Raw genomic sequence first — 15844 nt, 5'->3', positions numbered from 1 at the left:
AACCGCAGGCGTAGTGCTCGGTACCAGATTCTCAAAGTTGCCGCCGGTTGCACCGGTAATAGTAGTGCTGACGGTCGAGCCATTGTTGTAAACGTCGTTAGCCGGGGTATCGACCACAACAGTGCCCGTCGACTCCCCGGCCTTGATGGTAATCACCGAACCGTTGCTCAAGGTGACGGTCACTGGCGTCTGCGCCGGGTTGGTCAAGGTAGCGGTGTAGGTAATCTGACCGCCTTCGGTCACGGTGTTGCCCGCCGTCAGGGTGACGGTGGTGGTGTCGATCGAATCAGTGATCGTGGTAACCGCAGGCGTAGTGCTCGGTACCAGATTCTCAAAGTTGCCGCCGGTTGCACCGGTAATAGTAGTGCTGACAGTCGAACCATTGTTGTAAACGTCGTTAGCCGGCGTATCGACCACAACAGTACCCGTCGACTCCCCAGCCTTGATGGTAATCACCGAGCCATTGCTCAAGGTGACAGTCACCGGCGTCTGCGCCGGGTTGGTCAGGGTAGCGGTGTAGGTAATCTGACCGCCTTCGGTCACGGTGTTGCCCGCCGTCAACGTGACAGTGGTGGTGTCGATGGTGTCGGTAATCTGCGTAACAGCCGGGTTCGGGTCAATCGTCAGTACCAGGTTGTTGCCGCCGGTGGTGCCGGTGACGTTCACGCTGATCTGGCTTGGGTCTATGTACGGGCTGTCATTGGGTGCCAGCGGCACGTTGACGGTGCCGGTCAATTGGCCGGCGGTGATGGTGATCACGGCACCATTGGACAGGGTGATGCTCAGGTCATTGATCGGCGGCTGCGTGACGGTAGCGGTATAGGTCAGCACACCACCGGCTTCGGTGATGGTCGGCGTTGCGCTCAGCGTCAGGGTCGACGTCTGCAAGACCAGGTTGCCATTGCCGCCTGCGCTTTGGGCGCCCGTGAGTTGGGTTGTTGTCGCGGCGCCCTGGCCCAGTGGGCCAGTCGGGAAGCCGATTGTCGGGTCGACACGGCCAGCCGTCGCGTCCAGTACAACAAAGCTGTGGCCCCCGCCCGCAGCACCATTACCGGCAGCCGTCGCACCTGCGGCGGTAGCATCCAGGTCGGTGGTCGGGTCGGCGCCCGCGACGATGGCTTGCTGCAGTTCAGCAACCGACGGCGCGGCGTTCTCGGCGGCAGCGGCCAAGTCGAGACTGGAGTCCGGCAGGTCGGCGCTCCACTGGGTTTCACGGCCCAGGTCCAGTGTGCGGCCGTCGGCCAGCTCAAGGCTCACAGCACCGGACATGCCGGTGTCGACCTGGTCGCCCGCGAACAGGCGGTCACCTTCTACAAGGACACGACGCGTCCCTTCCGGAGAAATAACGAAAACTTGACCAACAATGCTTTTGACGATGGCAACAACACTGCTCATTAAAGATTTCTCCGGCGATCCGTTTCTGATGAATTCCATGTGGCCGCTCGCGGGGGTGAGGGCCAAACAGGAGGGGGCGTAGTCTACGTAGTTACTGACGTCAAATTATTGGCTAGATTTATTCGTTATCTAGTTTATGCCAAACTATTGACCTTCTGGTCGCCATCCTAAACAATTGGCCCCGTAATGTCACATTGATATTTATGCGGCGAACCGTCCTACATGTGTGAAGCAGTTCCGCTTTTTGAACTTTCCGACGTACGGTCATTACGGTAGCCATTATCCGACGCAGCGAGGCCAATCGCTGTGATTTGAGACAAGAAGTCCTGGGGAATTTTTTAATGCGTCTGCACCTGTTCAAGGCAATACCGTTCGTACTCGCCGCCGGTTTCGTACACGCCCAAACATTGCCCCAGGCCATGCAGCAGGCGCTGGATGTGCACCCGGAAATCCAAGCCGGTGTGAACAGCCGTATCGCCGCCGATTACCAATTGCGCGCCGCTCAAGGTGGTTACTTGCCACGCGTTGACCTGAACGCCGGTTACGGCCGTGAAGGTACCGACAACTCCACCACCCGTGCCGCCAGCGGCCCGAACGGCAACCAGTGGGACACCCACAACCGCGGCGAATCGAGCCTGCGTCTGCAACAGATGATTTTTGACGGTTTCGCCACCTCCAGCGAAGTCGGGCGCCAACAAGCCAACGTCAATTCCCGCGCTTACTCCTTGCTGGGTACTTCCGAACGCACCGGTTTGACTGTCGCCCAGGTGTACCTGGATGTGCTGACACGTCGTGAGTTCGTGCGCCTGGCTGAAGAAAACCTGCGCAACCACGAACGCATTTACGACCAGATCAAGCTGCGCACCCAGCGCGGCGTCGGTAACGGTGCTGACCAGGACCAGGCCGAAGCGCGTCTGGCCCAGGCCCGCAACAACCTGATCACCGAGCAGACCAACCTGGCCGACTCACAGGTCAACTACCTCAGCGCCGTCGGCCAGATGCCCGACCAGCTTGAGCGCCCAGCGCCTTTTATGGCCATGCTGCCGGCGGACCTGAATGAAGCCCGTCGCCAGATGCTCGACAACAGCCCGATCCTGCGTTCGGCCGAGTCGGATATCTCCGCCGCCGAAAGTCAGTACGAAGCTGCCAAGTCCACCTTTTACCCGCGCTTTGATGCAGAGCTGGGCACTAATGCCGACAACAATGTCGGCGGCGATGCCGGCCACAGCAACGGCTGGGAAGCCATGGTGCGCATGCGCTTCAACCTGTTTGCCGGTGGCAGCAACAAGGCCGACCTGCAGTCCAAGTCGTACCAGGCCAGCCAAGCCCTGGATATCCGCAACAACGCCTTGCGCCAACTCAGTGAAGAACTGGGCCTGGCCTGGAACGCCTTGAACAACGCCAACGCGCAGTTGCCGGTTGCCCAGCAATACGTCGACCACAGCACTCGCGTGCGCACGTCTTACCAGCAGCAGTTCAGCCTCGGCCAACGAACCCTGCTCGATTTGCTCGACAGCGAGAACGAATTGTTCACCGCTTCCCGTCGTCTGGAAGAGATCAAGAACATTCAGTTATTTACTCAATATCGAATCAAGGCGACCATGGGCGAATTGCTCAAAAGCCAGGGCGTAGTCGCACCGATGGCGTCCGTCGTACAGAACGACGTGAAACCTAAAGTCCAACTGCCTGGGATGAATTGAGTCACCCCAATAGCCCCATCTGTTAGTCGAGAGTGCACCGCGTGGAATCCGAAGTCAGTCGAGTTCATCTCAGTCATGATCCACGCACGCTGCACGACGACCCGTTACTCGACGGGTTGTTGGCACTCTGTGCCCTGCATCAAAAGCCCGCCAGCGCGGCCATGCTCACCACCGGTTTGCCGTTGCCGTCGCAGCGCCTGAGTGCCGAGTTGCTGCCGCGTGCAGCCGCGCGCGCCGGGCTGCAAGGCCGGGTATTGCAGCGCAAGCTGGAGCAGATCCCGGCGATTGCACTGCCGGCGCTGCTGTTGCTCAAGGACGGCCGCAGTACCGTGCTGGTGGGTTGGCAAGGCGAAGACGAAGCACGCATCCTGCTCAGCGAAAGCGACGGCGGTGAAGTGCTGATCAAACGTGAGCTGTTGGCCGACGACTACATCGGCAAAGTCTTTTTCGCCCAGCCGCAGCACAAATTCGACGTCAACCACGGCACCCTGATTCCTCGGGCGCGCTCGTGGTTTCGCGACACGCTCAAACGTTCGCGCTGGCTCTACACCGACGCCATTGCCGCGAGCTTCCTGATCAACATCATCGCCATGGCCGCGCCGCTGTTTGTGATGAACGTGTACGACCGTGTCGTGCCAAACCAGGCCACCGCGACCCTCTGGGTGCTGGCCGTGGGTATCTGCGGCGCCTACCTGTTCGACCTGGTACTCAAAAGCCTGCGCAGTTTGTGCCTGGACCTGGCCGGCAAGAAAACCGACCTGATCATCTCGGCCACGCTGTTCGAGCGCATTGTGGGCATGTCCATGAAGTACCGCCCGGCACGGGTTGGCAGCTTCGCGCAGAACATCCATGAGTTTCAGAGCCTGCGTGATTTTCTCGCATCCTTGACCCTCACCAGTCTGATCGACTTGCCGTTTACCCTGCTGATTTTCCTGGTGATCGCCATCCTCGGCGGGCACCTGGTGTGGATCCCGATGTTGGCCTTCCCGCTGGCCCTGGGCATCGGTTATGCCCTGCAAAAACCGCTGGTGGCGACCATGGAACGGACCATGGCCCTGGCCGCCGAGCGCCAGTCCAGCCTGATTGAAACCCTCGCCGGGCTCGATGCGGTCAAGGTCAACAACGCCGAAAGCGAGCGCCAGTACGGCTGGGAACAGACCATCGGCACCCTCAGCCGCCTTGAGCTGCGCGTGAAGTTGCTGTCGGGCCTGTCGATGAACATGACCTTGCTCATCCAGCAACTGGCCGGCGTGATCATGATCGTGTTCGGCGTGTACCAGATCATCGACGGCAACCTCAGCATGGGCGGCCTGATTGCCTGCTACATGCTCAGTGGCCGCGCTTTGAGCCCGCTGGCCTCGCTGTCGGGCCTGCTGACCCGTTACCAGCAAGCCAAGGTCACCATGACCTCGGTGGACCAGATGATGGAGCTGCCCCAGGAGCGCAATTTCGAAGAGCGGCCCATGAGCCGTCGCACCCTGCAAGGCGCCATCGAGTGCCGTGGTCTGAACTTCACTTATCCGAACCAGCAGAACGCCGCGCTGAAAAACATCAACCTGGTGATCAAGCCGGGCGAAAAAATTGGCATCATCGGCCGCAGTGGCTCGGGCAAAAGCTCCCTGGCCAAGCTGATTGTCGGCCTGTACCAGCCCGACTCCGGCGCCTTGCTGGTGGACGGTGTGGACGTGCGCCAGATCGACGTCAGCGAGCTGCGCCACAACATCGGCTACGTCGCTCAGGACATTCAATTGCTGGCCGGCACCCTGCGCGACAATTTGGTGTCGGGTGCGCGCTATGTAGAAGACGAAATGGTCCTGCAAGCCGCGGAATTGGCCGGCGTGCACGAATTCGCGCGCTTGCACCCACAAGGCTATGAACTGCAAGTGGGCGAGCGCGGGCAGAACCTGTCCGGCGGCCAGCGTCAGAACGTCGCCCTGGCCCGTGCGCTGCTGCTCAACCCGCCTATCCTGCTGCTGGACGAACCCACCAGCGCCATGGACAACACCGGTGAAGAGCGCTTGAAACAACGCCTGCAAGCCGTGGTGCAAAGCAAGACCGTGGTGCTGGTGACGCACCGTGCCTCACTGCTCTCGCTGGTGGACCGCCTGTTGGTGGTCGACCGTGGGCAGATCCTCGCAGACGGCCCGAAAGCCGTGGTTATGGAAGCGTTGAAAAAGGGGCAGATCAGTGTTGCTTAACTCCATCAAAAGCGCGGTCGGCCGCTACTTCAAAGGCACCGATTCGCTGCAAGGCCAGCCCCTGCCGGAAGTCAACAAAGCGCTGATCGAAGATGCGCCGCGCGTTATCCGCCTGACCATCTGGGCCATCATCGCGTTCTTCGTCTTCCTGGTGACCTGGGCCGGTTTCTCCAGCATCGATGAAGTCACCCGTGGCGACGGCAAGGCGATTCCGTCGTCCAAGCTGCAAAAAATCCAGAACCTGGAAGGCGGCATCGTCTCCGAGCTGTATGTGAAGGAAGGCCAGATCGTCGAAGCCGGCGCGCCGTTGATTCGCCTCGACGACACCCGGTTTGTCTCCAATGCCGGCGAAACCGAAGCCTTGCGCCTGGCCATGCAACTGCGCGTCGAGCGCCTGAGTGCGCAGGTGGATGACCGCCCGCTGAACATCCCGGATGACGTGCTCAAGGCTGCGCCCAGCCAGGCCGCCAACGAGCGCTCGCTGTATGAAAGCCGCCGTCAGCAATTAAAAGACGAAGTGGGTGGTTTGCAGGAGCAACTGGTGCAGCGCCAGCAGGAACTGCGCGAATTCAGCTCCAAGCAAGGCCAGTACCGCAGCCAGTTGTCCCTGCAACGCCAGGAAATCAACATGTCCGAGCCGTTGGTGGCCCAGGGCGCGGTATCGCCGGTGGAAGTGCTGCGCCTCAAGCGCGCCGAGATGGAAACCCGTGGTCAGTTGGACGCTACCACCCTGGCGATCCCTCGCGCCGAGTCGGCGATCAAGGAAGTGCAGCGCAAGATCGACGAAACCCGTGGCAAATTCCGCAGCGAAGCCCTGACCCAACTCAACGAAGCCCGCACCGAGCTGAACAAGGCCGAGTCCACTGGCCGTGCCCTCGAAGACCGCGTCAGCCGTACCTTGGTCACCTCACCGGTGCGCGGCATCGTCAAGCAGCTGCTGGTCAACACCGTCGGTGGCGTGATCCAGCCGGGCAGCGACATGGTCGAAATCGTGCCGCTCAATGACACCCTGCTGGTGGAAGCCAAGATCCGCCCGCAAGACATCGCCTTCCTGCATCCCGGGCAAGAGGCAATCGTCAAATTCACCGCCTATGACTACACCATCTACGGCGGCCTGAAGGCCAAGCTTGAGCGCATCGGTGCCGACACCATCACTGATGAAGACAAGAAAACCACCTACTACATGATCACCCTGCGCACCGACCGCAGCCACTTGGGCACCGATGAGAAGCCGTTGCTGATCATTCCTGGCATGGTGGCCTCGGTGGACATCATCACCGGCAAGAAAAGCATCCTCAGCTACCTGCTCAAGCCGATCATCAAGGCGCGGGCCGAGGCGTTGCACGAGCGCTAAGCCGCATCGCCTGTACCGACGCCTTCGCGAGCAAGCCCGCTCCCACTTTGGAAAGCATTCCAAATGTGGGAGCGGGCTTGCTCGCGAAGGGGCCATCAGCCTCACCACATTTCACAATGCCTACCGCAAATCGCCATATCGATATTCGCTAACGGTATTTAAGCTTCCATTCTTATACCTATAAATTCACTCCCCTGTCCGACCGGGAGTGCCCTCATGTCCGCCACCTCTACTGTTCCAACAGCGACCCCATTCGCCCAATCCTTCGAGATTCGCCCACTGCCCGGCAGCGTCGGCGCCGAGGTCATCGGCCTGGACTTGTCCCGCCCGGTCAACGACACAGACTTCGCGCGCATTCACCGTGCGCACCTGGATCACCACGTCGTGGTGTTCCGCGACCAACGCATTACCCCCGAACAACAGATCGCCTTCAGTCGCCGCTTCGGCGTGCTGCAGATCCACGTGCTCAAACAGTTCCTGCTGGCCAACCACCCGGAAATCCTGATCGTCTCCAACATTATCGAAAACGGCCAATCCATCGGCCTGGGTGACGCGGGCAAGTTCTGGCACTCAGACCTCTCCTATAAAGAGCTGCCTAGCCTGGGTTCGATGCTGCACGCCCAGGAACTGCCCTCCGAAGGCGGCGACACCCTGTTCGCCGACATGCACAAAGCCTGGGACCAACTGCCCGAGCACCTGCGCAAAGACGTGGAAGGCCGCAGCGCCGCGCACTCCTACACCGCGCGCTACAGCGAAACCAAATTCGAAGGCAATTGGCGCCCAACCCTCACGCCCGAGCAGCTGGCTCAGGTGGCGGAAGTGGTCCACCCGATTGTGCGCACCCACCCGGAAAACGGCCGCAAAGCCCTGTTCGTCAGCGAAGGTTTCACCACCCGCATCGTTGGCCTGCCGGAAGACGAAAGCCGCGACCTGCTGGCCCAGCTCTACGCCCACAGCGTGCTGCCGCAGAACATCTACCGCCACCAGTGGCAGCCCCACGACATGGTGTTCTGGGACAACCGCTCGCTGATCCACCTGGCTGCCGGTTGCCCGAGCCATCTGCGCCGCAAACTGTTTCGCACCACCATCCAGGGCGATGCGCCTTTCTGATTCCCGGCAAGAGAGTTGACATGAACGCGCCCCTGCAAGGCCACGCGGCCAGCACCCTGAGTACGGCCAAACCGCTGTTGGCGGTGGACAACGTCAGCCTCGAATACCGCACGCCCGAGCGGGTGGTGCGGGCCACGCACCAGGTCAGTTTCGAAATCGACCCGGCCGACCGTTACGTGCTGCTCGGCCCTTCGGGGTGCGGCAAATCCACCTTGCTCAAGTCCATCGCCGGGTTTATCAAACCCTGCGAAGGCGAGATTCGCCTGTTGGGGCAAAAAGTCGACGAACCCGGCCCGGATCGCATTGTGGTGTTCCAGGAGTTCGACCAGCTGCCACCGTGGAAAACCGTCAAACAGAACGTGATGTTCCCGCTGCTGGCCTCCAAGACCCTCAAGCGCCGCGAAGCCGAAGAACGCGCGCTGCACTACCTGGAAAAAGTCGGCCTCAGTGCCTTTGCCGACGCCTACCCGCACACCCTGTCCGGCGGCATGAAAGCTCGAGTGGCCATCGCCCGCGCGCTGGCCATGCAACCGAAAATCCTGCTGATGGACGAACCCTTCGCCGCCCTTGACGCCCTGACCCGGCGCAAGATGCAGGAGGAATTGCTGCTGTTGTGGGAAGAGGTGCGCTTCACCCTGTTGTTCGTCACCCATTCCATCGAGGAAGCACTGGTGGTGGGCAATCGCATCCTGTTGTTGTCGCCGCATCCCGGACGTGTGCGGGCAGAAATCCACAGCCATCAATACGACCTGCACAGCCTCGGCGGTGTGGAATTCCAGGCGTCGGCGCGGCGTATTCATCGCCTGCTGTTCGATGAAGCGCCCGAGGCCGAACGTGAGTTGGGTTTCGCCGATATCCGCATTGCTTACTAAGGGGCCGAACCATGCGCCAGGAATTTGAAGTCACCCTCAAACCACTGCTCAGCGTCCCTGTAGAGCGCGAACTGCCCCTGCGCCAACGCCTGTGGCAGCAAGGCTGGCTACGCAAGGGCTTGATCCTGATCGTGCTGGCGATTCTCTGGGAGGCGGTCGCCCGCTACCAGAACAACGACCTGCTGTTGCCGAGCTTTTTGCAGACCTCCCAGGCACTGTTCGACGGCCTGCTCAGCGGCGAGCTGTTGAGCAAGGTCTGGATCTCGCTGGCGGTGCTGATCAAGGGCTACCTGATCGGCATCGTGTTGGCGTTTGCCCTCACCACGCTGGCGGTCTCGACCCAACTGGGGCGCGACCTGCTCAGCACCCTGACCTCGATGTTCAACCCGCTGCCGGCGATTGCCCTGCTGCCGCTGGCGCTGCTGTGGTTTGGCCTGGGGCAGAACAGCCTGATCTTCGTGCTGGTGCATTCGGTGCTGTGGGCGTTGGCGCTTAACACCTATTCGGGGTTTCTCGGCGTGTCCGAAACCCTGCGCATGGCCGGTCGCAATTACGGCCTCAAGGGCATGCGTTTTGTGTTGTACATCCTGATTCCGGCGGCGCTGCCGTCGATCCTCGCGGGCCTTAAAATCGGCTGGGCCTTTGCCTGGCGCACACTGATCGCCGCTGAACTGGTGTTCGGCGCCACCAGCGGTAAAGGCGGGCTGGGTTGGTATATTTTCCAGAACCGCAACGAGCTGTACACCGATAAGGTCTTCGCCGGTTTGGCCGTGGTGATCCTGATCGGCCTGCTGGTGGAAAACCTGGTGTTTGATACCTTCGAGCGGCTCACCGTAAAGCGTTGGGGTATGCAGCGTTAAATAGGAATGATTGCTCTTTGTCGGGTGTGAACCCGATAATGCCGGCCGAACCTGACGTCGCCCTGGCGTCAGGCATTACCGGTAGAAGGATTTACGGCGATGCGGTTTTTTGTCTTGGTGGCGGCTTTGTTTTTGTCGGCGTCGGCTTTTGCTCAGTTCACCCCGCAAGCGGTGTCGATGCCCAAGCCGACCTACCCATCCAACCTGATTGGCGTCCAGGGGCACGCGCGCATCAGTTTGAATATCCATAACGACGGCTCGGTCAGTGATGTCAAAGCGCTCAGTGCTACTAAGCCGGCTTTTGGCGAAGCCGCCGTAGCCGCAGCCACGCTGTGGCGCTTCAAACCCTGGGAGGTGACCGCAGACCAACCCGCCCATGTCGTGGCGCAAAACGACATGGTCTTCACGCCTACACAGTCCAGCAAAGAAAGCGTCCAGCTGAGCTTTACTCAAACCACCTATCAATCCTGCAGCGCCTTGAACGAAGAAGTCAGCCAGTTCCAGCGTGAGCATCCCAACCGTCCTTTGATCGACATGAAGAGCTTTGCCATCACCCGAGTCGCGGTGATGTTCCCGGCATTGAGCGGTAAAAAGGACTACTACGAGGGGCTGTCCAAGGCGGACGACTTTGAGAAAGCCCTGCCGGATATCGTGCGCAAGTGCCAGGCCAATCCCAAAGCCGCTTTCGCCGACTTCCTGCCACGCGGCACCAAGCTCTACCTGTAAAGCCTGCTAGGATTGCGTGCAATTCACTCCCCACTGATCACGAGTGCTTGGCATGCAACTACCGGACATGAACCTGCTGGTCGCCCTCGACGCCTTGCTCGACGAGGGCAGCGTGGTTGGCGCGGCGCGGCGGATGAACCTCAGCCCGGCGGCCATGAGCCGCACGCTCACACGGATTCGCGAGGCGGTAGGCGACCCGATCCTGGTGCGTGCCGGTCGCGGCCTGGTGCCGACGCCCAAGGCTTTGCAGCTGCAAGGCCAGGTGCGCAACGTGGTGGAACAGGCGGCGTTGTTGTTTCGTTCGGCGGACCAGGTAGACCTGAGCACCTTGCGCCGCCGCTTCAGCGTAAGGGCCAACGACTTTTTTGTCGGCGTGTATGGCGGCCGGCTGTTCGACACCATGGAGCGCATGGCGCCGCTGTGCGAGCTGTGCTTTGTGCCCGAAGGGGATACCGACGACGACGCACTGCGCGAAGGGCGCCTGGACCTGCGCGTGAGCAATACGTTGCCGGCCAGCCCGGAGGTGAAGGTACAGAATTTGTTTTCCACCACCTTCGTCGGTTTGGCGCGGCAAGATCATCCGCTGTTCGACGAAGAAATCACCGCCGCACGGTTTGCCAGTTATTCCCATATCAGCATTTCGCGACGCGGCATCGCCCGTGGCCCGATTGACACTGCGCTGAGTGCCCAAGGCCTGGAGCGCCGCGTGGCCATGATCGCCCCGGGCTTTCACGGCGCGATGTTCATGCTGCCCGATTCCGATCTACTGCTGCCGGTGCCAAAGGAAGCGTTGCTGAGCGCCAACCGCCTGAACCTGCCATTGCGCGCCTTCCCGTTGCCGATCTCCTTGCCGACATTGGTATTGGCCCAATCCTGGCACCCACGCTTCGACAAAGACCCGGCGCATAAGTGGCTGCGCGAGACCATGCGCGAGAGCTGCCATGCCACCTGGCTCGAAGCCCAGCCCAGCTGAGATGCACTCGATCAATGTGGGAGCTGGCTTGCCTGCGATGGCGGTCTGACTGTGCAGGGATTCATCGCCTGACTCACCGCTATCGCAGCAGAGGTATTTACACAACTTTTGGAGGCAACCAATTACCCGTGTGGCGAGCAGGCTTGCCCTGCGTTGGGCTGCGAAGCGGCCCCAAACCCAGACGCTGAGTACTTTCAGGAAAAACTGCAGTGTCTTTACTGGGGCCGCTTCGCGGCCCAACGCAGGGCAAGCCTGCTCGCCACAACAGGCCACTTGGCAAAGACCTCGTATTAACCCTCTGAGGATTGCGTCTGGCGCACTTATAAGCTTCCAACAAGTAACTTTTTTGTCATGTATGCGCCCCTTAAACTGCTCGGGTATTTCTAATCCCGAGTTACGCGTTCATGACATCCCTCGCTGCCCCCGCTCTCCAGGCTGCAGCCAAACCCACTGCCCTGAGCCCACCTGTGTTCGGCACGCGCATCATCATCGGCTTGGTCGGTGTGTTGTTGGCGGTGCTGGTCTCTGGCCTCAATGAGATGGTCACCAAGGTAGCCCTCGCCGATATTCGCGGTGCGCTGTTCATCGGCTTTGACGAAGGCACCTGGCTGGTTGCGGCCTATACGGCCACCTCCGTGGCGGCCATGGCCTTTGCGCCGTGGTGTTCGGTGACGTTTTCGCTGCGCCGATTCACCCTGTGCGCTATCGGTCTGTTCACCCTGCTGGGGATCCTGTGCCCGTTTGCGCCGAACTACGAAAGCCTGTTGGTGCTGCGCACCGTGCAAGGCTTGGCCGGCGGTGCGCTGCCGCCCATGCTGATGACCGTGGCGCTGCGTTTCCTGCCGGCCCACGTCAAGCTCTACGGCCTGGCCGGTTATGCGCTCACCGCCACGTTCGGCCCGAGCCTGGGCACGCCGCTGGCGGCGTTGTGGACCGAATACGTCGGCTGGCAATGGGCGTTCTGGCAAATCGTCGGGCCGTGCCTGTTGGCAATGGTTGCCGTGGCTTACGGCTTGCCGCAGGACCCGCTGCGCCTGGAGCGTCTCAAGCAGTTCAACTGGCGCGGCCTGCTGCTGGGGTTTCCGGCGATCTGCATGCTGGTGATCGGCCTGTTGCAGGGCAATCGCCTGGACTGGTTCGAGTCGGGCCTGATCACCTTTTTGCTGATCGGCGGTGGCGTGTTGCTGGTGCTGTTCATATTCAATGAATGGTCGCAGCCTGTGCCGTTTTTCAAGTTGCAGATGCTCGGCCTGCGCAACCTGGCGTTCGCCCTGATCGTACTGGCGGGCGTGCTGATGGTGCTGACCTCGGTGATCATCATCCCGTCGAGTTTTCTCGCCCAGGTTCAGGGCTACCGGCCACTGCAAACCGCGCCGGTGATGCTGTTGATGGCGTTGCCGCAATTGATTGCGCTGCCGCTGGTGGCGGCGCTGTGCAACCTGCGTTGGGTCGACTGCCGCTGGGTGCTGGGGATTGGTTTGAGCATGCTGGTGCTGTGCTGCATCGGCAGTTCGCACCTCACCTCGGCATGGATACGCGACGATTTTTATGGCTGGTACCTGCTGCAGATTTTCGGCCAACCCATGGCCGTATTGCCGCTGCTGATGCTCTCTACCGGCAGCATCCAGCCGATGGATGGGCCGTTCGCCTCGGCCTGGTTCAACACCGTCAAAGGCCTCGCTGCGGTTATCGCCACGGCCGTGCTGGACACGCTGACCACCCAGCGTGAGCACTTCCATTCGACCATGCTCGTGGACCATCTGGGCAACTCGCCCCTGGCCGACGGCGACGCGCCGGGCCTGGCGCAGCGCCTGCACCAGCAAGCGGTAGTGCTGACCTCTTCGGACCTCTATTACGTCATGGCCGGTGTCGCGGTGGCGTTGATCCTGCTGATTTTCTGGATGCCCACGCGGATCTTTCCGCCTCGCGCACCCACCTAGCCTCAAGGACTTCTCATGAAACGCAAAGACAAAATTGCCGTCTCCGTTATTGCTGTGTTTGCCGTCGGCGTACTGGTTTATCTGGTCGCGCCGGGCGTGTTGGGCAGCAAGCGCCAGACCACCAACGACGCCTTCGTCGCCGCCGACTTCACGCTGGTGGCGCCGCGCGTAGCCGGCTTCATCAAGGAAGTGCTGGTGGAAGACAACCAGCGCGTCAAGGCTGGCCAACTGTTGGCGTTGATCGACGACCGCGATTTTCGTGCTGCCGCCCAGGCTGCCGACGCCGACACCTTGGTCGCCCAGGCCCAACTGAAGAACGCCACCGCAACCCTGGAGCGTCAAAGCTCGGTGATCGCCCAGGCTCAGGCCACCGTCGCGGCCGACCGTGCCGAAGTGGCATTCGCCGAGCACGAACTGAACCGCTACAACCACCTCGCCGGCGTGGGCGCAGGCACCGTGCAGAACGCCCAGCAAGCCAAAACCCGCATCGATCAAGCCACCGCAAACCTGGCCAAAGCCACGGCCGTGCTGGCGGCTGAACGCAAGCAAGTGGAAATCCTCACCGCCCAGCGTGACGCCGCCGACGGTGGGCTCAAACGCGCCCAGGCCGCATTGGAAATGGCCAGCTACCAGTTGTCCTATACACGCATTGTCGCGCCGGTGGATGGCATGGTCGGTGAACGTGCCGTGCGCGTCGGCGCCTATGTGACGCCGGGCAGCAAGATCCTCGCTGTTGTGCCGTTGGCTGAGGCCTATGTGGTGGCCAATTTCCAGGAGACCCAACTGTCGCATATGCATGCCGGCCAAGCTGTAGAACTCAGCGTCGACAGCCTCGACGGCGAGTTGCTCAAGGGCCATCTGGAGAGCCTGGCGCCTGCCACCGGCGTGACCTTTGCGTCGGTCAGGCCAGACAACGCCACCGGTAACTTCACCAAGGTGGTACAGCGCATCCCGGTGAAGATCATCCTGGAGCCGAACCAGCCCCATATTGAACGCCTGCGCGTGGGTATGTCGGTGGAAGCCAGTGTCGACACTCAGCCAGTCGCGCAGTCGCGTGAGGTGGCCCAGCAATGAAACAATTGGCCTGGCTCACCTTGAGCATTATCAGCCTGAGCGCCTGCACGGTTGGCCCGGATTTCCAGCGGCCCCAAGGCCCGCAAGTCACCCAGTGGCGCGAACCCCAGGGCCGTCAGGCGCAGAGCCGTGCGGTGAGCGACCCTTTGCAGGAGCGTTGGTGGGACGTGTTCCACGATGCAGAGCTCTCGGCCCTCACACGCCGTGCGCTCACCGATAACCTCGACCTGAAACTGGCCAGCAGCCGCTTGCAACAAAGCCGCGCGGTGCGTCAGGTGACCACTGCCGAGCGTTATCCTAACGTCAACGCCACCGGTGATTATTTACGCCAACGCAATAGCGGCAAAGGTTTGAGCGACCCGTCCAACCGCAATGGTCAGTCGGCCTACAACCAGTGGGACATGGGCTTCTCCGCCGCCTGGGAACTGGACTTCTGGGGCCGCGTCAAACGCGAAACCGAAGCCGCCGACGCTACCCTGCAAGTCGCTGAAGATGACCGTCGCGCCGTGTTGCTGTCAGTGCTCGCCGAGACCGCCCAGGACTACATCCAACTGCGCGGTGTGCAGAACACCCGCGCCGTCACCGAGCAAAACCTCGACGTCGCCCGCCACAGCCTCAAGCTCTCGCAACTGCGCCTGGCCGACGGCGTGGCCACCGACCTGGATGTGGCTGAAGCCGCCGCCCAGGTCGCCGCCATCGAAGCACGGTTGCCGGATTTGCAGCAGCGTCAGGACCAACTGATCAATGCCCTGAGCCTGCTGATGGGCGAGCCGCCGCAAGCGCTGCATGCGCAATTGTCCAAGGACGCCGCCGTGCCGCAAACCCCGCGCCAGGTCGCTATCGGCTTGCCGTCGGAACTGGCCGAACGCCGGCCCGATATTCGCCAGGCCGAAGCGCGCCTGCATGCGGTAACCGCCAGTATCGGCGTGGCCAAAGGTGATTTTTACCCGCGTATCACCTTGTCCGGCAGCCTCGGTTCCCAAGCCCTGCAACTTTCCGATTTCGGCTCCTGGGGCTCGCGCGCGTTTGCCTTCGGCCCGCAGTTCAGCCTGCCGTTGTTCAATGGCGGGCGCCTGCAAGGCATGTTGAATTTGCGTGAAGCCCAGCAACAGGAAGCGGCGCTGGCGTACCAGCAAACCGTACTGCGTGCCTGGCATGAAATCGATGATCAACTGACCCGCTACAACGCCAGCCAACTGCGCCGCGACAGCCTCGCCGAAGCGGTGCGTCAGAACCAGATCGCGTTGAGCACCGCACAACAGCAGTACGTCGAAGGCGTGGTGGATTTCGTCAACGTGCTCACCGTGCAAAGCGCGCTGCTGGCCACGCAGGAGCAGTGGGTAGAAAGCTCCACCGGCGTGTCGCTGGCGATGGTGGGGCTGTACAAGGCGTTGGGCGGTGGCTGGGAGTCGGTCTACCCCGAAACAGCTTCCATTCCCGCAGGCTGAACATAACCCAATGTGGGAGCGCGCTTGCCCGCGATAGCGGTAGTTCAGCCACAGTTATGTTGACTGAAGTGCCCTCATCGCGGCATAGGTATCTACACAACTTTTGAAGGCCGCCACTTTCTCCTGTGGCGCGCAGGCTTGTCCTGCGTTGGGCCGCGAAGCGGCCCCAAACCCTGACACTAAGTACTTTCAGA

General features: G+C 61.3%; 12 protein-coding genes. 11 read left to right on the top strand and 1 reads right to left on the bottom strand.

Annotated elements, in window-relative coordinates; all coding sequences use genetic code 11:
• On the bottom strand, nt 1-1395 hold a 1395-nt coding region (locus K0H48_RS30710; protein WP_257626909.1), incomplete at its 3' end, for a retention module-containing protein.
• Nucleotides 1396-1736: 341 nt separating this feature from the next.
• Here K0H48_RS30710 and K0H48_RS09930 point away from each other — a divergent pair.
• From K0H48_RS09930 to K0H48_RS09880, 11 genes are all read left to right on the top strand, one after another.
• Entirely contained in the window at nt 1737-3095 is a 1359-nt protein-coding gene (locus K0H48_RS09930; protein ID WP_219267332.1) for a TolC family outer membrane protein, read from the top strand.
• Between the two features lie 41 nt (nt 3096-3136).
• Complete coding sequence (locus K0H48_RS09925; RefSeq protein WP_219267331.1) at nt 3137-5293, top strand: type I secretion system permease/ATPase; 2157 nt, start codon at nt 3137-3139, stop codon at nt 5291-5293.
• A complete protein-coding gene (locus K0H48_RS09920; RefSeq protein ID WP_065931496.1) occupies nt 5283-6647 on the top strand; it encodes an HlyD family type I secretion periplasmic adaptor subunit in 1365 nt (454 codons plus the stop codon). The genes K0H48_RS09925 and K0H48_RS09920 overlap by 11 nt, the downstream gene beginning before the upstream one ends.
• 216 nt (nt 6648-6863) lie before the next feature.
• Entirely contained in the window at nt 6864-7757 is an 894-nt protein-coding gene (locus K0H48_RS09915; RefSeq protein ID WP_219267330.1) for a TauD/TfdA family dioxygenase, read from the top strand.
• A 20-nt stretch (nt 7758-7777) separates the two neighbouring features.
• A complete protein-coding gene (locus K0H48_RS09910; RefSeq protein WP_017136617.1) occupies nt 7778-8629 on the top strand; it encodes an ABC transporter ATP-binding protein in 852 nt (283 codons plus the stop codon).
• Nucleotides 8630-8640: 11 nt separating this feature from the next.
• Nucleotides 8641-9489, top strand: a complete 849-nt coding sequence (locus K0H48_RS09905) for an ABC transporter permease (RefSeq protein ID WP_219267329.1) — start codon at nt 8641-8643, stop codon at nt 9487-9489.
• Between the two features lie 99 nt (nt 9490-9588).
• Nucleotides 9589-10215, top strand: a complete 627-nt coding sequence (locus K0H48_RS09900; RefSeq protein WP_219267328.1) for a TonB family protein — start codon at nt 9589-9591, stop codon at nt 10213-10215.
• 52 nt (nt 10216-10267) lie between these two features.
• Entirely contained in the window at nt 10268-11188 is a 921-nt protein-coding gene (locus tag K0H48_RS09895; RefSeq protein WP_219267327.1) for a LysR family transcriptional regulator, read from the top strand.
• A 404-nt stretch (nt 11189-11592) separates the two neighbouring features.
• Nucleotides 11593-13128, top strand: coding sequence for an MFS transporter (locus K0H48_RS09890; RefSeq protein WP_219267326.1), 1536 nt, complete (start codon nt 11593-11595; stop codon nt 13126-13128).
• Nucleotides 13129-13143: 15 nt separating this feature from the next.
• Nucleotides 13144-14202, top strand: coding sequence for an HlyD family secretion protein (locus tag K0H48_RS09885; protein ID WP_219267325.1), 1059 nt, complete (start codon nt 13144-13146; stop codon nt 14200-14202).
• Nucleotides 14199-15650 (top strand): efflux transporter outer membrane subunit, encoded by a 1452-nt coding sequence (locus K0H48_RS09880; RefSeq protein ID WP_219267324.1) that lies wholly within the window; start codon nt 14199-14201, stop codon nt 15648-15650. The genes K0H48_RS09885 and K0H48_RS09880 overlap by 4 nt, the downstream gene beginning before the upstream one ends.
• The last annotated feature ends 194 nt before the right edge of the window (nt 15651-15844 follow it).

Origin of the sequence: Pseudomonas sp. Xaverov 259 (assembly GCF_019352915.1) — a bacterium.
GTDB lineage: Bacteria > Pseudomonadota > Gammaproteobacteria > Pseudomonadales > Pseudomonadaceae > Aquipseudomonas.
This window is presented reverse-complemented; position numbering and strand designations above follow the sequence as displayed.

Excerpts from the sequence above, each read along its gene's own strand:
- K0H48_RS09895 (WP_219267327.1), top strand. The coding sequence starts at position 10,268 with ATGCAACTACCGGACATGAACCTGCTGGTCGCCCTCGACGCCTTGCTC.
- K0H48_RS09910 (WP_017136617.1), top strand. The coding sequence starts at position 7,778 with ATGAACGCGCCCCTGCAAGGCCACGCGGCCAGCACCCTGAGTACGGCC.
- K0H48_RS09900 (WP_219267328.1), top strand. The coding sequence starts at position 9,589 with ATGCGGTTTTTTGTCTTGGTGGCGGCTTTGTTTTTGTCGGCGTCGGCT.
- K0H48_RS09930 (WP_219267332.1), top strand. The coding sequence starts at position 1,737 with ATGCGTCTGCACCTGTTCAAGGCAATACCGTTCGTACTCGCCGCCGGT.
- K0H48_RS09880 (WP_219267324.1), top strand. The coding sequence starts at position 14,199 with ATGAAACAATTGGCCTGGCTCACCTTGAGCATTATCAGCCTGAGCGCC.
- K0H48_RS09885 (WP_219267325.1), top strand. The coding sequence starts at position 13,144 with ATGAAACGCAAAGACAAAATTGCCGTCTCCGTTATTGCTGTGTTTGCC.
- K0H48_RS09890 (WP_219267326.1), top strand. The coding sequence starts at position 11,593 with ATGACATCCCTCGCTGCCCCCGCTCTCCAGGCTGCAGCCAAACCCACT.
- K0H48_RS09905 (WP_219267329.1), top strand. The coding sequence starts at position 8,641 with ATGCGCCAGGAATTTGAAGTCACCCTCAAACCACTGCTCAGCGTCCCT.
- K0H48_RS09915 (WP_219267330.1), top strand. The coding sequence starts at position 6,864 with ATGTCCGCCACCTCTACTGTTCCAACAGCGACCCCATTCGCCCAATCC.